Origin of the sequence: Streptomyces oryzae (assembly GCF_017676365.1) — a bacterium.
GTDB lineage: Bacteria > Actinomycetota > Actinomycetes > Streptomycetales > Streptomycetaceae > Streptomyces > Streptomyces oryzae.
In genome coordinates this window covers 1-19,506 of sequence record NZ_JADKMA010000148.1, presented here as the reverse complement: position 1 = coordinate 19,506, position 19,506 = coordinate 1, and the positions used below count along the sequence as shown (strand labels likewise).

Below are 19,506 nucleotides of genomic sequence, written 5' to 3'. Positions count from 1 at the left end.
CGGTCCAGCGCTCCCTCGGGGGTGTAGCGGCGCACGGCGGCGCCGTCCCAGAGCGCAACCCACACGCAGCCGTCCGCGTCCACGGTCAGCCCGTCCGGATAGCCGGCGCCCTCCTCGACCTCGGCCAGCGGGCGGCGGCCGGTCACCCGGCTGCCGCCCTCGTGGACGTCGAAGACGTCGATGCGCCGCGTGGGGGTGTCGATGTAGTACATCCGTTTCCCGTCCGGGCTCCAGCCGGTGCCGTTGGAGACGGTGACGTCGTCCAGGACGGTGGTGGCCGTACCGTCGGGCGCGAGCCGCAGCAGCGTGCCGCCGCCGGGCGTCTCGTCGTAGCACATGGAGCCCGCCCACAGCGCGCCGTCGGGGGCGACCGCGGCGTCGTTGCCGCGGCGGCCGGGGGAGGGGGCGTGGTGCAGCCAGGAGAAGCGGCCCTCGGCGTCGTAGAGCCCCACGCCGTCCCGCAGATTGACGACCAGCCCGCCGGCCGCGCGCGGTTTGGCAGCGCCCACGTGCTGTTCGGTGCTCATCACGGTGCGGTTGCCGCTCGCGGGGTCGAAGGTGTGGACCCGGGCGCCGAGGATGTCCACCCAGATCAGCCGGCCGGCCGTCGCGTCCCAGGTCGGCCCCTCGCCCAGTTCGGCGGAGGTACGCAGTGCGGTCCCGACTCCCGTGCCTGTTCCCATCACAGCCCCCTGTGGCCCAGCCGTTCGGACAACCGTACAGCGCCACGCTGCGCCAACTCGGCCAGCTCGGCGCAGCGTTCCTCGCTCCACCGGATCAACGGTACGGAGATGGACAGCGCCGCCACCACCCGCCCTGAGCGGTCCCGTACGGGCGCGGCCACGCAGCTGACGTCGGGGTTGGACTCGCTCTCCTCGACGGCGAACCCGCGCTCCGAGATCTGCTCCAGCTCCGCGCGCAGCGTCGCCGCGTCGGTGATGCTGTTCGGCGTCATGGCGCGCAGCTCGGCACCGTCCGGCAGCCGGGCCGCGAGTTGGTCGGCGGGCAGCGAGGCGAGCAGCATCTTGCCGACCGCGGTGCAGTGCGCGGGCAGTCGCCGCCCCGCCGCCGAGACCATCCGCACCGCCTGGGTGGAGTCGACCTTGGCGACGTAGATGACGTCCGTGTCCTCCAGGATCGCCACATGCACCGTCTCCTCGCAGGTCTCGGCCACCGAGCGGGCCACCTGCTGTCCCTCGGCCGCGAGGTCGAGCTGCTCGGCGTACCGGCTGCCCAGCTGGTAGGCGCGCACCCCCAGCCGGTAGTGGCCCGCCTTGCCCGGGACGGGCACGAGGTAGGAGCGGGCGGTCAGGGTGCCGACCAGCTCGTGCACCGTGGTGCGGGGCAGCCGCAGCTTGCGCACTATGTCGGGTGCCGAGAGTGTGCCGTCCCCTTCCAGGAACAGCTCCAGAATGTCCAGCGCCCGGGTCACAGCGGGCACGAGCCGTCCCATGGCCCCTCCTGTTCTTGTTCTCTGTTGAAGGCTGTTCGAAATTTCAACAGTCGACCGAAGCTCCGAACAGTCTATCCGGCACGCCCCAGGTGTACGAGGCCGCGTCCAGGTCCACCCGGAAGACATGAAGTACGCCAACCCTGACCCCGACCCGGAGCGGACCACCGGCCTGGAGAAGGGCGGAGGGGTCCCGCCCGGCGAGACGCCGCCCGCCGAGGGCAGTATGTCGGAGGCCGGCCCGCGCGAGACGCACAACCCGGCCAAGGGCTGGAGCACGGTGCCGGTCATTCTGATCGCCATCGTGGTCGCGGCCGTGCTCGTCTTCTTCGTGGGCTATCTGGTCGGCCTGGTGTGACAGGTCCGGCCCTCACTCCCCGACCACGGTGAACAGCGCTCCGTGCGGGTCGGAGAGGGTGAGCCGGCGCCCTTCGCCGACCTCCCGGGAGTCGGAGAGAACCGCGCCGCCGCGCCGCTCGGCCTCCGCCACGGTCGCACCCGGGTCCGCCGCGCGGAACGAGATCTCCCAGCGTGGCCGGGCACCGGGGTCGGCGTCCCCGGCCCCGGCTCCGGGGCGCAGCACCGCGTACGGCCACTCCGCGGCGTGCGGCGGCCACCCCAGCACGGCGCCGTAGAACCCGGTCACGGCAGCCGGGTCGCAGGTCCGCAGGCACAGCCGGGCGGGAGCGTCGCCGGCACCCACGTACCACTCGGCGGGGGCCGCGCCCTGCCACAGGCCGAACGCCGCACCGCACGGATCGGCGCCCAGCACCGTACGTCCGCTCCCGGTCTCCAGCGGGCCGACGGCGACCGTTCCGCCGCGCTCCACGATCAGTCCTGCCGCCCGGTCCACGTCCCCGGCCAGGAAGAACACCGTCCACCGTGCGGGCAGTCCGCGTGCCGCCGCGGCCTTGTTCAGTCCGGCGACGGGCCGCCCCGCCACCGTCGCGACCCGGAACTCGGGAGCGAGCGTGCCATCCCGGAAGGACCAGCCCAGCACTCCGCCGTAGAACGCCTCTGTGGCCCGCTGGTCGTGGGTCGTCAGGCTGACCCAGCACGGCGCACCCGGTTGCACGGCCATCTCGCTTCTCCTCCGCAGCCACATGTCGCAGCGGCGGCCCCTGGGGCTAACCGCCGCGCAGAAGGGCTCGGGTGCCCCGCCCTGATCACCCGTAAACGCCGGTCCCCGCGCTGCGACTACGGTGCGTCTGTCGTATATCTACCCGCTGCGAACAGCTGTGACCTGCGATGACCTGCGAAGATGCCATGCGGCGTGGTTTGTGTCACGGTGAAATCGGGCCGCTGGTCTTCCCGGCGGCGCCACCTTCGGACTCCGTCCGGAGCTTCGGATCCTGTCCGGAAGCGGACTGGGGGATCGCTTCTCGCCTGTCTTACACAGCACCCATGTGAGACGTGGGAGTGAGCAGCCCATGAACACCACGCGGTTCCGCACCACCGAGGACGGCACCACCCCCGCCACCCCGACGGAGGCAACGGACGCCACGGCCGCGGAGGCCCCATGCACCACGGATGCCGCAGTTCCCGTGGACCCCGGGGACGCCACGGAAACCGGAGACGCCGCGGACGCCGTGGAGGGGGCCACCGCCGCCCACGCCCCTCGTCGTACCCACCACGACGCGCCCGACACCGCCGCCGACTTCGCCGAGCTGGTGAAGCTGCCCGAAGGGTGCCCCGAGCGGCAGCGGCTCCAGGACTGTGTCGTCACGGCCTGGCTGCCGATGGCGCACCGGCTCGCCCGCAAGTTCCGCAACCGCGGCGAGTCGCTGGAGGACCTGGAACAGGTGGCCGCGCTGGCGCTGGTCAAGTCGGTCGAGCGGTACGACCCGGCCCGGGGCAACGCCTTCGAGACCTTCGCCATCCCGACGATCTACGGCGAGCTGAAGCGCCACTTCCGGGACAACATGTGGGAGATACACGTCCCGCGCCGGGTCCAGGACCTGCGCAACCGGGTCCGCGCGAGCATGCGCGAGCTGGAGCTGACCTCCTCGGGGCGCTCACCCACCGTCGCCGAACTGGCCGCGCACAGTGGTCTCTCGGAGGAGGACACCCTCACAGGTATGGAAGCCCTGCAGTGCTTCAACTCGCTCTCCCTGGACGCGCCCGTCTCCTCCGAGACCGGCGGCGGAGGGGACGGCTCCGGTGACGGGGCGATCTGTCTGATGGACACCCTCAGCTCGGACGAGAACGGCTACGACCACGTCGTCGACCGCGAAGCGGTCCGCTCGTGTCTGTGCCGGCTCCCCGAGCGGGAGCAGCGCCTGCTCTACCTGCGCTTCTTCCGGGAGCTCACCCAGTCGCAGATCGCCCGCCGGCTGGGCGTCTCCCAGATGCACGTCTCCCGCCTCCTCGCGGCGGCCTGCCGCCGGGTACGGGAGGAGATCGAGGAAGAGCGGGATCAGGAAGCCCCCGCCAAGTCGCCGCGCGCCGCGGCCTGAGACACGGCCCGGAGGAAACCCGCCGCGGCACTTTCGCGGATTGCCCGGGCGCGGGCGCGTCGTCGTTGCTCGCGCAGTTCCCCGCGCCCTTTTGGGGCGCGGGGCTGTGTTTGATATGCGGCTCCGCCGCGGGGGCGCGCTCAGCCACAAGGCACCCGCAGGCGGCAAGCTGCAATCCCACAGCGGCGGGCTTCCGTACGCGGGACGCACCAGGGAGCGCACTCCGCGTACGACGACGCGCTCCCCGCGCTGCGCCGGCTCCATGAAGCGGGGGCGCGGTCGGCTGTCTGACGGTCGGCGACGCCGCCGTCACCCGTGCGCGGCTGACCGGCGGGCGGCTGCCCTGAGGGGTGAAGTGCGCTGCCGGAAACCGGGGTTCTAGCCTGTGCGCCAGCATGTTCGCGCCGGCTCACAGAGCCAGTCCACAGACCTGACGGAGAGAACGGAAATGACGGCACTGCCGCAGCCTTTCGACGAGTCGTTCCGTGCCATGCCGCACGCGGTGTTCAGCAAGCTGCGGGACGAGGCCGCCGTGCACCGGGTCGCCCTGCCCGACGGTGCCGAAGTGTGGCTCGCCACCCGGGACGAGGACGTACGCGCGGGCCTCGCCGACACCCGGCTGTCCGTCAACAAGGCCCACTCGACCGGCGGTTACCAGGGCTTCTCGCTGCCGCCCGCGCTGGATGCCAACCTGCTCAACCTCGACCACGACGACCACATACGGCTGCGCCGCCTCGTGGCCCAGGGCTTCACCCCGCGGCGTGCCGAGACGATGCGCGCCGGTATCCAGACGGTGGCCGACCGGCTCGCCGACGGGCTGGCCCAGCGGCTGGACAGCGACGGAGTGGCCGACCTGGTGAGCGAGTTCGCCGGTCCGCTGCCGCTGACCGTCGTCTGCGACCTGTTCGACGTGCCCGAGGCGGACCGGCAGCCGTTCGCCTCCTGGGTGAGGACGATGCTCGCGCTGGAGAGCCCGCAGCAGGTGGGCGAGGCCATCTCAAAGATGCACGACTTCCTGCGCCGGCTGGTGGCCGAGCGCAGGACCGCGCCGGGCGACGACCTCCTCTCCGCGCTCATCGCGGCCCGCGACGAGGACGACCGGCTCTCCGAGGACGAGCTGTGCTCCCTCGCCTTCCTCGTACTGGGCGCGGGCATCGAGAACGTGCAGCACCTGCTGAGCGCGGGCTTCCTCGCCCTGCTGCGGCATCCGCGGCAACTCGCCGCTGTGCGCGGCGACTCCTCGCTGCTGCCCGACACGGTCGAGGAGATGATGCGGTACGCGCATCCGAACCTGACGGCGATCCGGCGATTCCCCACCGAGCCGGTGGAGTACGGCGGGGTACGGATCCCGGCCGGTGACACGGTGCTGTTCGTCCTGGCCTCCGCCAACCGGGACCCGGAGCGCTACGAGGAACCCGACCGCTTCGACATCCGCCGCCGCGACAACATGCACCTGGCCTTCGGGCAGGGCATGCACTACTGCCTGGGCGCCCCGCTCGCCCGGATGGAGATCGGGCTGGCCCTGGAGGCGCTGTTCAGCCGCTTCCCCGTGCTGCGCCTGGCGGTCGAGCCGGACGAGCTGCGCTGGCAGACCTCCTTCCGCTCCCACGCGCTGTGCGAACTGCCGCTGACCCGCTGAGCGGGCGCCCGGCGCGTCAGCCCCAGCCCCGCAGGTGCTCGACCGCGGTGCGGGCCGCGGCGCCGATGACCGCGTCGGCGCGGGGCAGCCTGCGGTCGGCACGGGCGGCCTCGGTGAAGACGACGGCCGTGTACGTACGGCCGCCGGCGAGCTCCACGACACCGGCCTCGTGCCGCATGACGCCGAACGTCCCGGTCTTCCCGTACACCGCCACCTCGTCGTACGGGAACCCCGACGCCAGCCGGTGCTGCCAGGGCTGGAGCGCCATCGTCCGGCGGATGAACGCGCAGCCGGCGGGCGAGGCGGCCTCGTCCAGCCAGACGGCGCGCAGCAGCCGGGCCATCTCGGCGGGGGTCGTCGAGGTGCTCCAGGCCGGGTCGTAGACGCCGGCCGGCGCCGCCAGGTCGTTGTCCGCGATCAGCGCCAGTGCCGCGTCCACCGACTCGGCGCCGGTCCGCTCCAGCAGCCGCCTCAGGGTGCCGGCGGCGCCGCCGTTGAGCCGGGTGCGGGTCAGACCGAGCGCCCGGCAGGTGTCGGCGACCGCGTCGGGGCCCACGAGGCCGAGCACCGCGTCGGCTGCCGCGTTGTCGGAGATGCTCATCATCATCACGACCAGATCGCGCAGGGACATCGACACCTCGTCACTGAGCTGGGAGATGCCGGTCGGCCCGGGGAGCCGGCCCTGGGGCGGCAGGGTGACCCGCTGCCGGGGGTCGAGCAGGCCCGCGTCCACCTGGCGGCAGTAGGCGACCGTCAGCGGCACCTTGTAGACCGAGCCCATCAGTACGGCCTCGTCCGCGTCGATGCTCACCCGCTCCGCGGGCCGGTGGAGTTCGGCCACATGGAGCCGGCCGCGCACCCCCGCGTCCTCGAACATCTCGCGCAGGGTGCGCTCGATCCCCCGCCCGTCCCTCCCGGGAGCCGCCGCGCTCATCGGGCGTCCTCCCGGGCATGGTGGCGGACCGCTGCCAGTGCGGCCACCAGTGCCCCGGCCGCCTCCTCCGCCTGCGCGGCGGCCAGTCGCCTGGCGTCCCACACCACCCGCAGCCGCAGCGGCAGCTCCGGGTCGGTGGCAGGCCGCCGTTCGACGCCGTCGGCCGTGAGGGTGTCGTCCGCGGTGACGAGCACGGCCTGACCGGCGGCCACGAGGGCCAGCCCGGCACGCTCGTCGGAGACCACCACCGTCTCGACCCGCCGCCCCCGCCCGGCGAGGGTGTCCCGGAACAGGTCGTACGCCGCGGGCGCCTCGGCCCGGGCCCGTACGGCGTACGGCAGCGGACGCCCGGCCGGGGCGCCCTCCGTGTCACCCGGCACCAGCAGCCACGTCGGCAGCAGCGTCACCGGCCCCGCGGCCAGGCCGTGCACCACGGAAGGGTGCCGTACGACGGCCAGGTCCAGCCGCCCTGCCGAGACGTCCGTCAGCAGCGTGCCCGTCGGCGCCGTCACCACCGAGACCCGGCCCCGCACCCCGGCGCGTACGGGTGCTGCGGCAACCGACGCACCGAGCCGGGGCGGCAGTTCGGGCGGCAGGCCGAGCCGGAGGCGCTGACCGTCGGCACCCTCCCTGGCGCCGCTCTCCCGCAGCTCGGCCAGCGCGGTGAGCGCCCGGCGGGCGTGCGGGAGCAGCAGCGCACCCTCCTCGGTGAGGGAGACCCCGCGCTCCCGGTCGAACAGCCGCACCCCCAGCAGCGCCTCCAGCCGCCGCAACGCCTGCGAGAGGGGCGGCTGGGTGATGCCCACACGCTGTGCGGCGTCGCCGAAGTGCCCCTCCTCCGCGAGCGCGACAAAGATCTCCAGATGCCGCTCCGTGAGCATGCGCCCCCCTGGTCTGCGGTGATACGCCGAACGAATCGGCGCGCGGTCGAGAGCGTATTCGACAGGGGGCTACTGCCGGGGCTTGACTCCCTCTCCCCGGGCCCGGGTCACACCCCTCAGTCGGAACCCGTACCAGGCGAAGGAGTACCGCCATGCCCTTTCAGCAGCCCACCACCGGCCGGTCCGCCGGCCACCGCCCGAGCCGGCGCAGCGTGCTGCGGACCGGCGTCGCAGCCGGAGCCGTCGGCGTCGCGGGCGTGGCCGCGACCGCCTCGGCCACAGCGCCCGCAGGCGGCGCGGCGCGAGCCGGCCGCCGCCGGGGGCGCAGCGGCGTCCGACTGCGCTGGCTCGGCATCGCGGGCTGGGAGATGACCTTCGACGGGCACCGGCTGCTGATCGACCCGTATCTGACCCGTCAGCGCTTCACGGGCAGCGACGGCAAGGCCGACATGACCAGGAAACTGGAGGTCGACCACCGGATCATCGACCTCGTCCTGCGCGAACACCTCACGGGAGCACCCGAGTTCGTGCTGCTGACCCACGGCCACTGGGACCACCTCGCCGACGTGCCGTATCTCCTGGACCACCCGGACTGGCGGGGCAAGGAGATCAACATCCTCGGCACCGAGACGCATCTGCACCTGCTGACGGCCATGGGCGTTCCCGGCAAGGGTGTGCACACCGACCGGTGGTGGTCTCCGGCGGCGAAGTGCTGCGCCATCCCCTCCAGCCGTCCGGCAAGCGGTCCCGGCCCGACTACACCATCGAGGTCGTCCGCAGCCTGCACAGCCAGGTCGGCGGCTACGGCTTCGACCCGTACGGCACCCTGACCGCGCCCCCCGCCCGGCCCCGGACACTGGGCGATCTGGTCGAGGGCGGCACGCTGGGCTACCAGGTGACGGTGGGGGAGCGGCTGAGCGTCATGTTCCTGAGCGGCACGGCCAACTTCGCGGCCCGCGAGGTCTCCGGCGCCACGCCGGACGTCCTGGTCCTCGGCGCCAGCGGGCACGCCGCGGTGCACGACTACTTCGAGCGTGCCGTCCGCACCCTCGGCCGGCCCCGCGTCGTCGTCCCGAGCCACCACGACGACCTGGTCACACCCCTGGACGACCCCGCGGTTCACGACAGCGTGAACCGCGGGGCGGTCACCCGGCTCCGCGAAGTCGTCGGCCCCTCCGGCCACGTCGCCGACCCCCGCCACCTGGAGCCATTCGAACTCTGACTCCAGCTTTCGGGCGCCCGGCGTGGGGGGCTGCGCTTGCCAGCCCTGCGCCTGGGGGCACCCCCAAGCGCAAGAGCTGGCGATTCAGGGGCGCGGGGAACTGCGCGACAAGCCACGACGCAAGCCGCAGGCCGCATACAACAGGCAGGGGCACCCCCTCACCGGTGCCGGAGAGGGGGCACGCTCTACGCCTCAGGTGTCCCCTCCCGCAGCAGAGCAACATCTTTCGCGGCCTGCGCAAGCAGACCCCGCATGGCTACCTCCGCGGCATCGGCGTCCTGGGCCCGCACCGCGTCCAGAACCGCCCGATGGCTGGGCACCGGATCGAGCGGGTGGTGCCCCGGACCATGGACGAGCCGGTCCCGCGCGGCCCGCGCGGTGGAGATGACCATCTCCATCCGCTCCAGCAGCTCGTTGTGCGAGGCGGCCAACAGCGCCCGGTGGAAGGCGAGATCCGCCTCGACGGCCTCGGGCGCACCATCGACGGCCTCGCACATCGCCTCCAGCGCGCTCTCCAGCGCGGCCAGATCCGCGTCGGTACGCCGCTCCGCGGCGAGCCGCACCGCGGCGGGCTCCACGATGCCGCGCACCTCGTCCAGATCGCGCAGCAGCGGCGACCCCGCGTCGGAGGCGGCGGCCGTGCCGGACTGGAACTGCCAGCGCAGTACGTCGGCGTCCAGCAGGTTCCAGTCGGTGCGCGGACGTATGAAGGTGCCGCGCTTCTGCCGGGCGTCGACCATGCCCTTGGCCGCCAGCACCTTCAGCGACTCGCGCAGCGCGGTGAGGCTGACACCCAACTCGGCCTGGAGCGCCCCGAGATCGAGGGTGGCGCCCTCGCGCAGGGCGCCGCTGAGCACCCGGTGGGCGAGGGCCTCCACGGTCTGTCCGTGGACGCCCCGCGGCGCGTACCCCGCCATCGGGACCTCCTGCTGTTTCCCCCGATACGCCTGCCGTTCGTCCGGCGTTCGGGCCGATGCCACCGGCGACGACTCTACGACGCCTCCCGTCAGTTCACGATCTCCGACGGATTGCCGTCAAGGAACTATTCATAAATAACGAGTTCTTGTACGGTGCGGCGGCATCACGGTCTCCCGCTCTGCCCGGCACCCGACACGTCGCAGGGGGCGCAGCACTCATGACGGCAGCCGACAACCGCCCGACAGCCCGCACCGGAACCGGCAACCCCACTTTTGAGCCCACCCGCCTGCACTTCGGCGGCGACTACAACCCCGAGCACTGGCCCGAGGAGGTGTGGGCCGAGGACGTCCGGCTGATGAAGGAGGCCGGGGTCACCATGGTCACGGCCGGGATCTTCTCCTGGGGACTGGCCGAAAAGCGGCCCGGCGCCTACGACTTCGGCTGGTTCGACCGCGTCATGGACCAGCTCGGCGACGCCGGTATCCAGGTCGCGCTGGCCACCATGACCGCCTCGCCGCCGCCCTGGCTCAGCCGGCAGCACCCCGAGATCCTGCCCGAGACCGCCGAGGGCGTGCGCAAGTGGCCCGGCTCCCGACAGCACTTCTGCCCCTCCAGCCCCGTCTACCGCGAGCACGCCGTCCGCCTCGTCGAACAGCTCGCCGGCCGCTACGCCGAGCACCCCGCGCTGGCCCTGTGGCACATCGGCAACGAGTACGGGTGCAGCAACCCGGTCTGCTACTGCGAGGTCTCGGCCGCCGACTTCCGCCGCTGGCTGCGCGAGCGCTACGGCGCCGTCGAAGCCCTCAACGCGGCCTGGTCCACCACCTTCTGGTCGCAGCACTACGGGGACTTCGAGGAGGTGCTGCCGCCGCGTACGACGCCGACCTTCGCCAACCCCACCCAGCAGCTCGACTACGCCCGCTTCAGCGACGACGCGCTGCTCCAGTGCTATCTGGCCGAGCGCGAGGTGCTGCGCCGTATCACCCCCGACGTACCGGTGACCACCAACCACATGCCGCACCACAAGCCGGTCGACCCGTTCCGCTGGGCCGCGTACGAGGACATCGCCGCGCTGGACTACTACCAGGAGCCGTACGACAGCCGGACCCACATCGACGCGGCCGCCGCCTTCGACGTGACCCGCTGCGCCGGTGGCGGGCGGCCGTGGATGCTGATGGAGCAGGCACCCAGTGCCGTCAACTGGCGGGCCCGCAACAGCCCCAAGCCGCCCGGCGCGATGCGGCTGTGGAGCTGGCAGGCCGTCGCACAGGGCGCCGACGCGGTGCTCTACTTCCAGTGGCGCCAGTCCCAGGGCGGCGCCGAGAAGTTCCACTCCGCGATGGTGCCGCACGCCGGAACCGACACCCGGATCTTCCGCGAGGTCAGCGCGCTGGGCCAGGAACTGGCCACGGTGCCGCAGCTCGCCGGCACCCGCTGCACGGCCGACGTGGCGCTGCTGGCCGACTGGAACAGCTGGTGGGCGCTGGAGCTGGACTCGCACCCCTCCTCCGCCCTCAGCCACCGCGAGACGCTGCTGCGCCACTACAAACCGCTGTTCGACGCCGGTGTGCCCTGCGACATCCTGCCGCCCGAACGCGAACTGAGCGGCTACCGCCTGGTCGTCGTCCCCAACCTGTACCTGATGAGCGAGCAGACCGCGGCCCGGCTGACCGCGTACGTCCGCGACGGCGGCCACCTGCTGGTGTCGTATTTCACCGGCATCGCCGACGAGTGCGACCGCGTCCACCTCGGCGGCTACCCGGCACCGCTGCGCGAGGTGCTGGGGCTGCGGGTGGAGGAGTTCTGGCCGCTGGACGCCGGCGCCGGAGTGCGGCTGCGCGGCGAGCTGAGCGGCGAGGCCGATCTGTGGTCGGAGGCCATCGATCTGGAGGGGGCAACTGCCCTCGCCGAGTTCGCTGACGGGGACCTGGCCGGGCGGCCCGCGCTGACCCGGCACACCTTCGGCAACGGCCTCGCCTGGTACGCGGGCACCCGCCCGGCCCCCGCGCTGATGCGCACCCTGATGGACCGGGTACGCCACGAGGCCGGCGCCGCCCCGCTGCTGGACGGGCTGCCGCCCGGCGTCCAGGCCACCGCCCGCGAAGGCGCGGATGGCCGCTATCTGTTCCTGCTCAATCATGGAGCAACAGCGGCGACGGTGCCCCTCCCGCGCCGCATGCGGAACCTGCTCGACCCCGCTGCTGAGCCCACCGCTGCCCTCACCCTCCCACCCCGCGGCGTGGCCGTACTGGGCAACCCATAAGGGGCGCGGGGAACTGCGCGACCAGCCACGACGCACGCAGCAGTCGGCCAACCCCCGCCACACAACGGCGGGTTGCCGCCAGCGGGGTCGCCCCTCACTCGGACGTGCTCTGACAAGGAGGTCGGATGCCAACCCGAAGGACAATCCTGGCGGCTGCCGCGGCATCGGCAGCCGCCCCCGCGCTGGCGGCCTGCGGCGAACAGGCGGGCGCTGCCCGAATGACGCGGCAGGCACGCCGCCCACCCGGCGGGAGGGTGAACCTCGTCTTCTGGACGTGGGTCCCGCTGCAGAAGGCCGTCGCCCTGTGGAACAGAACGCACCCGGACATCCACGTCACCGTGCAGACGGTGCCCGCCAACACCTCCGGCGGCTACCAGAAGATGCACGCGGCCCTCAAGGCCGGTGACCCGCCCGACCTGGCGCAGATCGAGTACTACGCGCTGCCGGAGTTCATGCTCGTACGCGGCCTGACCGACCTCACCGCGTACGGTGCCGACCGGCTCAAGAAGCACTACGTCGACTGGCAGTGGCAGCAGGGCGTGTTCGCCGGCCGGACCTACGCCATGCCGCAGGGGTCGGGGCCGATGGGCTTCTTCTACCGGGCCGACCTGTACGACAAGTGGGATCTGGAAGTGCCCCGTACCTGGGACGAGTTCCGGCAGGCGGCCCGCACGATGAGGAAGCGCAGCGGCGGCTCCTGCATCACCGCCTTCCCGCCCGTGAACGCGCAGTGGTTCGCCGCCTTCCCCTGGCAGCGCGGCGCGCACTGGGTGCGTACCGAGGGCGACACCTGGGTGGTGGACCTGGCCAGCGAGGAGAGCCGCCAGGTCGCCGACTTCTGGGACGGGATGATCCGCGACAAGCTCGTCGCGACCGTCCAGGACTCGCAGAGCTCCTTCTTCAAGGGCCTGCAGACCGGCCAGATAGCGGGCATGCTCGGCGCCCAGTGGCAGGACGCCCTCATCCGCGGCAATGCGCCCGGCACCAAGGGCAAGTGGCGGGTGGCCGAGCTGCCCCAGTGGGAGCGCGGCGAGCACGCCTCCTCGAACTGGGGCGGCTCCTCCACCGCGATCCTGCAGGGCACCCGGCACCCCGCCGAGGCGCTGAAGTTCGCCCACTGGCTCAACACCGACCCCGCCAGCATCAAGCTGCTGGTGGAGGCCGGCTACGGCTGGCCCTCGGCCAAGCTGGACCTGAAGGACTCGCCGCTGGGCAAGCCGGACCCGTTCTTCGGCGGGCAGGTCTACAACGAGGTCTTCCAGGTCTCCGACCGCAACGTGGACACCAGCTGGCGCTTCTCGCCCACCACCACCCAGTCCTACGCGCACATCCAGGACAACATCGGCCGCGTGGTCGCGGGCCACGGCACCATCCAGGACGCGCTCAGGGACGCCCAGACCAAGTTCGTGGACGACCTCAAGGCCAAGGGCCTGGACGCGAGGAGCGCCTGATGACGACGTCAGGTACGAGCCGGAAGCCGGCCGCCCGGCGGCGCAGCGCGCGCCCCGACCGCAAGGCGTGGACGTTCCTCGGTCCGTTCCTCGCCGTCTACGTCTTCGCGATGATCCTGCCGATCTGCTACGCGATCTATCAGAGCCTGCTGAAGGTCGAACGCTCAGGCCCGCTGGGCCTCGGCAAGCCGTCGGTCACCTTCGCAGGTCTCGACAACTACGCGCTCGCCCTGGAACAGACCACGTTCCTGGAAGGCTTCGGCCGCGTGCTGCTGTTCGGCGCCGTCCAGGTGCCGGTGATGCTGCTGCTGGCCCTCACCCTCGCGCTCCTCCTCGACCAGGTGAAGGACCGCTGGGCCGGGCTGCTGCGGGCCACCTACTTCCTGCCGTACGGCATCCCCGGCGTCATCGCCACCCTGCTGTGGGGCTTCCTGTACGTGCCGGGGATCAGCCCGGTCAACGATGTGCTGGGCAAGCTCGGCGTCCAGCCGGACTTCCTCGGCTACGACAACATCCTGTGGTCCATCGCGAACATCGTCGTGTGGGAGTTCGCCGGCTACAACATGCTGATCATCGTCGCCCAGCTCAAGTCGATCCCGCAGGAGCTCTACGAGGCGGCGCGGATCGACGGTGCGGGCCCCTGGCAGACGGCGTGGCGGATCAAGCTGCCGCTGGTGCGCCCGGCGCTCACCCTCACCTGCGTCTTCTCCATCATCGGCACCATGCAGCTGTTCGCCGAGCCGCTGGTGCTCAAGAGGCTCGCACCTGCCGTCACCAACGACTACACGCCGAACCTCAGCGCCTACTTCGACGCCTTCGCCAACGCCAACGTCTATCTGGCAGCCGCCAAATCGGTGCTCCTCGCCGTCGTCGCGATGGTGCTGTCCTTCGGCTTCCTCAGCCTGATCGGCCGCAAGCGGAAGGATGACCGTTGAGCACTCCGCGTCCCATGAGAACTCCGCGTCCCGGCCGGATCCTGCTCGTCGCGTTCCTCGCGCTGGCCGCCGGTTACTTCCTGCTGCCCGTCTACTGGCTGATCATCGCCGCCACCAAGTCGAACGAGGACCTCTACGGCAGCTTCGGGCTGTGGTTCGACAACCCGCGGCTGTGGCACAACCTGAGCCAGATCTTCACCTACAACGGCCACATCTACCCGCGCTGGGCGCTCAACTCGCTCTTCTACGCGGGCGCCGGGGCCGTGCTGGCCACACTGCTGTCGGCAGCGGCGGGCTTCGCGCTGGCCAAATACCGCTTCCGTGGGCGCGAAGCCGTCTTCAAGTGCGTACTGGCAGGAGTGCTGCTGCCCTCCACGGCACTGGCGCTGCCGCTCTATCTGCTGTTCAACAAGATAGGGCTGACCAACACCTACTGGGGCGTCCTGATCCCCAGCATCGTCAGCCCCTTCGGGGTCTACCTGTGCCGCATCTACGCCGAGTCCGCGATCTCCGACAACCTGCTGGAGGCGGCGCGGGTGGACGGGGCGGGGGAGGAGCGGATCTTCTTCACCCTCGTGCTGCGGCTGATGTCCCCGGCGCTGGTGACGGTCTTCCTCTTCCAGTTCGTGCACATCTGGAACAACTACTTCCTGCCGCTGGTCATGCTCTCCGACGACCGCAAATACCCGATCACCCTGGGCCTGGTCACCTGGAAGGAGGCCGCCGACCGGGCACCCGAACTGACCCAGTACACCGTCGGAGGCGCGTTCGTCTCCGTCATCCCGCTCGCCGTCGCCATGCTCGTACTCCAGCGCTACTGGCGGACGGGGCTGACCGAGGGAAGCGTGAAGGAGTAGCAATTGCGGATCACCAGGGTCGAGACCTTCGCCGTGCCGCCGCGCTGGCTGTTCTGCCGGATCGAGACCGACAGCGGGCTCGTCGGCTGGGGCGAGCCGGTGGTGGAGGGCCGCGCGGCCACCGTCCGTACCGCCGTACGGGAGCTGGCCGGGCAGTTCCTCATCGGCGCCGACCCGCTGCGGATCGAGGACCACTGGCAGCAGATGACCAAGGGCTCCTTCTACCGAGGCGGGCCCGTCCTCTCCTCCGCCGTCGCCGGCCTCGACCAGGCGCTGTGGGACATCGCGGGCAAGGCGTACGGGGCGCCCGTGCACCAGCTGATGGGCGGGCCCGTTCGCGAGCGGGCCCGCGCCTACTGCTGGGTGGGCGGCGACGAACCCTCCGATGTGCGCGAACAGGTGGCGGCGCAGGTGGCGGCCGGTTTCACCGCCGTCAAGATGAACGCCTCAGGGCGCACCGACCGGCTGCCCACCACCGCCGCGCTCGACGCCGTCGCGGCCCGCGCCGCGGCGGCCCGCGAGGCGCTGGGGCCCGACGGTGACTTCGCCGTCGACTTCCACGGCCGCTTCTCCGTCGCGGGCGCGATCCGGGCGCTGGCGGCGCTCGAGCCGTACGCGCCGATGTTCGCCGAGGAGCCCGTGCTGCCCGAGTACACCCATCTGCTCGGCAGGGTGACCGAGGCGACCACCGTCCCCGTTGCGACGGGGGAGCGCCTCTACTCCCGTACGGACGTGCTGCCCGCGCTCCAGGCCGGCGTCGCCGTCGTCCAGCCGGACCTCTCGCACGCCGGCGGGCTGTCCGAGGTACGGCGCATCGCCTCGCTCGCCGAGACCTGGGACGTCGCGGTGGCCCCGCACTGCCCGCTCGGACCGCTGGCGCTGGCCGCCAGCCTGCAACTGGCCTTCTGCACACCGAACTTCCTGATCCAGGAACAGTCCATCGGCATCCACTACAACACCGGCGCCGAACTGCTCGACTACGTGGTGGACCGCGAGGTCTTCCGCTTCCACGACGGACATCTGCTCCGCCCCACAGGACCCGGGCTGGGCGTGACCGTCGACGAGCGGGCCGTGCGCGAGGCCGACAGCAGGACCGCCGACTGGCACAACCCGGTGTGGCGTCACCCGGACGGATCGTTCGCCGAGTGGTGAATCACCCTGGGGAGTGGCCGATTGAGGGGCGCGGCTGAAAACCTCCCACACTGGCAGCGGAGCATCCAGCGTGGTCCCTGACGGATGTCAGGGCCGATATAGGATGCCCGCGGCCCGAAGGGGGAGGCTGACCATGGACACGGTCATCGTGCAACTGCCGGACCAGCACAACCAGCAGGCAAGGAGCACCGGCGAGTTCGCCGACCGGCCGCGTCTGCTGCACCTGGGCCCGGGGGAGACGGCGGACTTCGGCCGCGGCGGCCCTGACGACCCGGTGCAGGTCGCGCTGCCCGACTCGGGCGTCTCCCGGCACGCGGGCCAGATCACGGCCGCCGAGGACTACTGGCGGCTCTCCAACTACAGCAGCCATGTCACCTATGTGGTGGAGAACATGGAAGGCGCCGGGGAGCACATCAAGGTGGCGCCCGGCAGGCTGGGCGCGCCGGTCCCGTTCGAGTTCTCCCGCGTCGTCCTGCCCTCCCGCGACGGCGAGGTGCACTTCAAGGTGTTCGCGCCGGAGCACATGTATCTGGACACCGGCGTCGGCGTGCGCTCCGGGGAGCCCACCCAGAGCCCCTTCGCGCTCGACCAGACCGCCAAGTACTTCCTGGTGCTGCTCGCCCTGTGCGAGCCCCGGCTGCGGGACCCCTCCAGCGGGGCCATCCCCGGCGTCAGCGAGGTCCTGGAGCGGCTGCGTCCTCTGGAGGCCTGCCAGGACCTGACGCGTTCGGCCGTCAACTACCACATCGAGTATCTGGCGACGGTCAAGCTGCGGCTGCGCACCGACGACGAACGCGCCGGCGGCACCAACCACAAACGCGCCGAACTCGTCGCCCTCGCCCTGCGCTTCGACCTCGTTCGCGAGGAGCATCTCGCACTGCTGCGCCCTTCGCGGGCCGCCGACCGCCGCAAGGAGAACGCGGCGGATGGCTGAGGGCGAGGCGACCGGCCGGCTCGACCTGCCCGCGGGCTACCGGGTGGGCGACTGGGAGCTGACAGGACCGATCGGCGCGGGCAGCTGGGGCGTGGTCTATGCCGCACGCGCCGTGCAGGACGACACCCCGGTCGCGGTGAAGTTCCTGCCGACCCAGCTGCTGCCGCCCGGACAGCGCGAGACCATGGCCGAACTGGTGCGCCGCGAGGTCCGCTTCAGCCTGGAGACCCGCCACCCGAACGTGGTACGCACCCGCGAAGTGCTCACCGTGCACGACGCCGACCGCCCCGAGGTGGACGGCGCCACCGCACTGGTCATGGACCGCGCCGAACGCAGCCTCCAGGAGCTGCTGGCCACCGCGGCGGGCGAGGGCACCGGGGGACTCCGGGGGCCGCTGCCGGACGCCGCGCACATCCTCGCCGGCGTCAGCGCCGGGCTCGCTCACATCCACGAGCGCGGCTGGGTGCACGGCGATCTCAAGCCCGGCAACGTGCTGCTGGGGCCCGGCGGCGAGGTCTGGCTGGCCGACTTCGGGCTGACCGTCGAACTGGACGGCACCCACGCCTATGTACCGCCGCTGGGCTCCCTCGACCACGTACCGCCCGAGTGGTGGTCCGACCGCGAGGGCGGGCACAGCGTGGTCCGCCGCACCGCGGACATCTGGGCCTTCGGGGTGCTGGCCCACCAGGTGCTCACCGGCGGGCTGCACCCCTTCTCCGGCAGCACCCCGCGGGCCCGCGCGCTGGGCGCCCAGGCGTACGCCCGCGGCAACGCAGAACTGCGGCTGGACAACAGCATCCCGGACGGCTGGCGGGAACTGATCGCCGACTGCCTGGAGCCCGAACACGCCTCCCGCGCGGCCCTCGGCGCGCGGGAACTCGCCGCCCGGGTACGGGAGACCGGCGGCGAGGGCAGCACTGGCGGGGGCGGGTTCGGCCGTGGGCGCGCGGGCCGCGGGCGGGGCCTGTGGGGCCTGTCGGGTTGGTCGGGGCACCTGCCTGCCCGACGCCGCAGAAGGCGCCTCGCCGTCGTCGCGGCCGCCGTCGCCGTCCCGCTGGTGGCCGCCGGCTCGGTCGTACTGCTGCGCGGGGACGACGACCCGGCCGCCTCCGGGAGCGCCACCCCCAGCGCCTCGCCGTCCGCCACCGGTGCGATCCCCGCCGACTCCGATGTGCCGCGCGACCTGCGTGTGATCATCACCCGAGCAGCCCGCCAGTGCGTCTACGAGGATGTCACCCCTGCCTTGCTGGCCGCCATGCTGAAGGCGGAGAGCGGCTTCGACGCTGACGCCAGACGGCCCAGGACGGATGAGTACGGCATCGCCATGTGGACCCCGGCGGTCTTCAAGAGCTGGGCCCGGGACGGGGACAGGGACGGGGACAAGGACTATATGTCGCCGCCTGACGCCATCTCGGCGATGGCCGGCTACGTGTGCTGGATCGACGAGCAGTACAAGAAGAAGGGCATGCACGATGACCTGCCCGCGCTGATGGCCGCCGGCTACCGCACCAGTGCGCGTACGGTCATCGAGGAGGGCGGCGTCCCCGCGCGGGTGCGGCCGCACGTCAACCGCGTCGAGCGCTATCTGAAGCAGTACACGGGTTGAGCAGCCCGGCCGGAGGCGGCAAGAGTGAGCCGCCTGCTCACGGGGCGCAGGCGGCTCACCACCGGGGTTGCCCACGGGGCGGGCACGCGAGGCTCCAACGCGCCACCCGGCCCCGTGCCCGGAAGACGACCCGCCGCCGCACGCACGCCGGCCGTGGGCCAGCACGGCCGCCGCGTTCGGGCCGTCCGGCTCGGCGGGTCACGGGCACGGCGCCGCTTGTCCGCGGGCCCGCCCGTGGTGATCCACTCTAGGAAGGAGCAGGTGGGGCAGGCTCCTGACGAACGTCAGGACAACTGGGCCAGGCCAACGGCAGGAAGGATCGGGCGGAGCCGATGAGCTACCCCGGCAGGCAGGCGCCGCAGGCACCCGATCTGCGCGCGCTCGACGCGGTGCTGACCGAGTGCCGGGCCTGTCCGCGACTGGTGGAGTGGCGCGAGGAGGCGGGCCGGGTCAAACGCCCCGTCTTCCGGGACTGGGACTACTGGGCGCGGCCCGTGCCCGGATTCGGCCCGCGGGACGCGCGGATGCTGCTCGTCGGCCTCGCCCCGGCCGCGCACGGCGGCAACCGCACCGGGCGGATGTTCACCGGCGACCGCTCCGGTGACGCGCTCGTCGCCGCGCTGTACGACCTCGGCCTGGCCTCGCAGCCCACCTCCACCCACCGCGGCGACGGGCTGGAGCTGCACGGGGTGCGCTTCACCTCGCCGGTGCACTGCGCGCCGCCCGCCCACAAGCCCACCCCGGCCGAACGGGACACCTGCCGCCCCTGGCTGGTACGGGAGCTGGAGCTGCTGCACCCCACGGAGCG

Annotated in this window: 18 protein-coding genes; 12 read left to right on the top strand and 6 right to left on the bottom strand. The window is 72.2% G+C overall.

Features of this window, described 5'->3' with window-relative positions:
• Together ITI46_RS24570 and ITI46_RS24565 are read right to left on the bottom strand one after the other, a co-directional pair.
• Positions 1 to 683, bottom strand: a 683-nt coding sequence (locus ITI46_RS24570; protein ID WP_209241912.1) for an SMP-30/gluconolactonase/LRE family protein, incomplete at its 3' end; no start/stop codon positions are given.
• Positions 683 to 1,453, bottom strand: a complete 771-nt coding sequence (locus ITI46_RS24565; protein WP_209241911.1) for an IclR family transcriptional regulator — start codon at positions 1,451 to 1,453, stop codon at positions 683 to 685. The genes ITI46_RS24565 and ITI46_RS24570, both read right to left, overlap by 1 nt.
• A 124-nt stretch (positions 1,454 to 1,577) precedes the next feature.
• Here ITI46_RS24565 and ITI46_RS24560 point away from each other — a divergent pair, with 124 nt between their 5' ends.
• Positions 1,578 to 1,808 carry a DUF6480 family protein gene (locus ITI46_RS24560; RefSeq protein WP_209241910.1) on the top strand — a complete coding sequence of 77 codons (231 nt, stop codon included), beginning with the start codon at positions 1,578 to 1,580 and terminating at the stop codon, positions 1,806 to 1,808.
• A 12-nt stretch (positions 1,809 to 1,820) separates the two neighbouring features.
• Here the strand turns inward: ITI46_RS24560 and ITI46_RS24555 are convergent, their stop codons facing one another.
• The gene (locus tag ITI46_RS24555; protein ID WP_209241909.1) at positions 1,821 to 2,531 is read right to left on the bottom strand and encodes a VOC family protein; all 711 of its coding nucleotides are present in this window, start codon (positions 2,529 to 2,531) and stop codon (positions 1,821 to 1,823) included.
• 349 nt (positions 2,532 to 2,880) lie between these two features.
• On the opposite strand from ITI46_RS24555, the gene ITI46_RS24550 reads away from it, so the two are divergent.
• Both ITI46_RS24550 and ITI46_RS24545 read left to right on the top strand, forming a co-directional pair.
• Positions 2,881 to 3,906: a SigB/SigF/SigG family RNA polymerase sigma factor gene (locus tag ITI46_RS24550; RefSeq protein ID WP_209241908.1), complete on the top strand. Its 1,026-nt coding sequence runs from the start codon at positions 2,881 to 2,883 to the stop codon at positions 3,904 to 3,906.
• 448 nt (positions 3,907 to 4,354) lie between these two features.
• Positions 4,355 to 5,545, top strand: a complete 1,191-nt coding sequence (locus tag ITI46_RS24545) for a cytochrome P450 family protein (RefSeq protein ID WP_209241907.1) — start codon at positions 4,355 to 4,357, stop codon at positions 5,543 to 5,545.
• A 16-nt stretch (positions 5,546 to 5,561) separates the two neighbouring features.
• On the opposite strand, the gene ITI46_RS24540 is transcribed toward ITI46_RS24545, so the two are convergent.
• A complete protein-coding gene (locus tag ITI46_RS24540) occupies positions 5,562 to 6,479 on the bottom strand; it encodes a serine hydrolase (protein WP_209241906.1) in 918 nt (305 codons plus the stop codon).
• Positions 6,476 to 7,360 carry a LysR family transcriptional regulator gene (locus tag ITI46_RS24535; RefSeq protein WP_209241905.1) on the bottom strand — a complete coding sequence of 295 codons (885 nt, stop codon included), beginning with the start codon at positions 7,358 to 7,360 and terminating at the stop codon, positions 6,476 to 6,478. The genes ITI46_RS24540 and ITI46_RS24535 overlap by 4 nt, the downstream gene beginning before the upstream one ends.
• A 152-nt stretch (positions 7,361 to 7,512) precedes the next feature.
• Between ITI46_RS24535 and ITI46_RS24530 the strand changes: the two genes are divergently transcribed.
• Positions 7,513 to 8,190 carry an MBL fold metallo-hydrolase gene (locus ITI46_RS24530; protein WP_209241904.1) on the top strand — a complete coding sequence of 226 codons (678 nt, stop codon included), beginning with the start codon at positions 7,513 to 7,515 and terminating at the stop codon, positions 8,188 to 8,190.
• Positions 8,191 to 8,767: 577 nt separating this feature from the next.
• Here the strand turns inward: ITI46_RS24530 and ITI46_RS24525 are convergent.
• A complete protein-coding gene (locus tag ITI46_RS24525) occupies positions 8,768 to 9,499 on the bottom strand; it encodes a FadR/GntR family transcriptional regulator (protein WP_209241913.1) in 732 nt (243 codons plus the stop codon).
• Positions 9,500 to 9,717: 218 nt separating this feature from the next.
• On the opposite strand from ITI46_RS24525, the gene ITI46_RS24520 reads away from it, so the two are divergent.
• From ITI46_RS24520 to ITI46_RS24485, 8 genes are all read left to right on the top strand, one after another.
• Positions 9,718 to 11,763 carry a beta-galactosidase gene (locus ITI46_RS24520; RefSeq protein ID WP_209241903.1) on the top strand — a complete coding sequence of 682 codons (2,046 nt, stop codon included), beginning with the start codon at positions 9,718 to 9,720 and terminating at the stop codon, positions 11,761 to 11,763.
• Between the two features lie 125 nt (positions 11,764 to 11,888).
• Positions 11,889 to 13,214: an ABC transporter substrate-binding protein gene (locus ITI46_RS24515; RefSeq protein ID WP_209241902.1), complete on the top strand. Its 1,326-nt coding sequence runs from the start codon at positions 11,889 to 11,891 to the stop codon at positions 13,212 to 13,214.
• Positions 13,214 to 14,149, top strand: a complete 936-nt coding sequence (locus tag ITI46_RS24510) for a carbohydrate ABC transporter permease (protein ID WP_209241901.1) — start codon at positions 13,214 to 13,216, stop codon at positions 14,147 to 14,149. Before ITI46_RS24515 ends, ITI46_RS24510 begins: the two co-directional genes overlap by 1 nt.
• A gap of 14 nt (positions 14,150 to 14,163) precedes the next feature.
• Entirely contained in the window at positions 14,164 to 15,006 is an 843-nt protein-coding gene (locus ITI46_RS24505; RefSeq protein ID WP_209241900.1) for a carbohydrate ABC transporter permease, read from the top strand.
• A gap of 3 nt (positions 15,007 to 15,009) precedes the next feature.
• Positions 15,010 to 16,158, top strand: a complete 1,149-nt coding sequence (gene dgoD / locus ITI46_RS24500; RefSeq protein ID WP_209241899.1) for a galactonate dehydratase — start codon at positions 15,010 to 15,012, stop codon at positions 16,156 to 16,158.
• Positions 16,159 to 16,291: 133 nt separating this feature from the next.
• Positions 16,292 to 17,092 (top strand): serine/threonine protein kinase, encoded by an 801-nt coding sequence (locus tag ITI46_RS24495; protein WP_209241898.1) that lies wholly within the window; start codon positions 16,292 to 16,294, stop codon positions 17,090 to 17,092.
• Complete coding sequence (locus ITI46_RS24490; protein WP_209241897.1) at positions 17,085 to 18,698, top strand: serine/threonine-protein kinase; 1,614 nt, start codon at positions 17,085 to 17,087, stop codon at positions 18,696 to 18,698. The genes ITI46_RS24495 and ITI46_RS24490 overlap by 8 nt, the downstream gene beginning before the upstream one ends.
• 332 nt (positions 18,699 to 19,030) lie before the next feature.
• Positions 19,031 to 19,506: uracil-DNA glycosylase family protein (locus ITI46_RS24485; RefSeq protein ID WP_280634823.1), on the top strand; the 476-nt coding region annotated here is incomplete at its 3' end.

Bases quoted from the DNA above. Each gene is read 5' to 3' on its own strand.
- ITI46_RS24565 (WP_209241911.1), bottom strand. From the start codon at position 1,453: ATGGGACGGCTCGTGCCCGCTGTGACCCGGGCGCTGGACATTCTGGAG.
- ITI46_RS24560 (WP_209241910.1), top strand. From the start codon at position 1,578: ATGAAGTACGCCAACCCTGACCCCGACCCGGAGCGGACCACCGGCCTG.
- ITI46_RS24555 (WP_209241909.1), bottom strand. From the start codon at position 2,531: ATGGCCGTGCAACCGGGTGCGCCGTGCTGGGTCAGCCTGACGACCCAC.
- ITI46_RS24550 (WP_209241908.1), top strand. From the start codon at position 2,881: ATGAACACCACGCGGTTCCGCACCACCGAGGACGGCACCACCCCCGCC.
- ITI46_RS24545 (WP_209241907.1), top strand. From the start codon at position 4,355: ATGACGGCACTGCCGCAGCCTTTCGACGAGTCGTTCCGTGCCATGCCG.
- ITI46_RS24540 (WP_209241906.1), bottom strand. From the start codon at position 6,479: ATGAGCGCGGCGGCTCCCGGGAGGGACGGGCGGGGGATCGAGCGCACC.
- ITI46_RS24535 (WP_209241905.1), bottom strand. From the start codon at position 7,360: ATGCTCACGGAGCGGCATCTGGAGATCTTTGTCGCGCTCGCGGAGGAG.
- ITI46_RS24530 (WP_209241904.1), top strand. From the start codon at position 7,513: ATGCCCTTTCAGCAGCCCACCACCGGCCGGTCCGCCGGCCACCGCCCG.
- ITI46_RS24525 (WP_209241913.1), bottom strand. From the start codon at position 9,499: ATGGCGGGGTACGCGCCGCGGGGCGTCCACGGACAGACCGTGGAGGCC.
- ITI46_RS24520 (WP_209241903.1), top strand. From the start codon at position 9,718: ATGACGGCAGCCGACAACCGCCCGACAGCCCGCACCGGAACCGGCAAC.
- ITI46_RS24515 (WP_209241902.1), top strand. From the start codon at position 11,889: ATGCCAACCCGAAGGACAATCCTGGCGGCTGCCGCGGCATCGGCAGCC.
- ITI46_RS24510 (WP_209241901.1), top strand. From the start codon at position 13,214: ATGACGACGTCAGGTACGAGCCGGAAGCCGGCCGCCCGGCGGCGCAGC.
- ITI46_RS24505 (WP_209241900.1), top strand. From the start codon at position 14,164: ATGAGAACTCCGCGTCCCGGCCGGATCCTGCTCGTCGCGTTCCTCGCG.
- ITI46_RS24495 (WP_209241898.1), top strand. From the start codon at position 16,292: ATGGACACGGTCATCGTGCAACTGCCGGACCAGCACAACCAGCAGGCA.
- ITI46_RS24490 (WP_209241897.1), top strand. From the start codon at position 17,085: ATGGCTGAGGGCGAGGCGACCGGCCGGCTCGACCTGCCCGCGGGCTAC.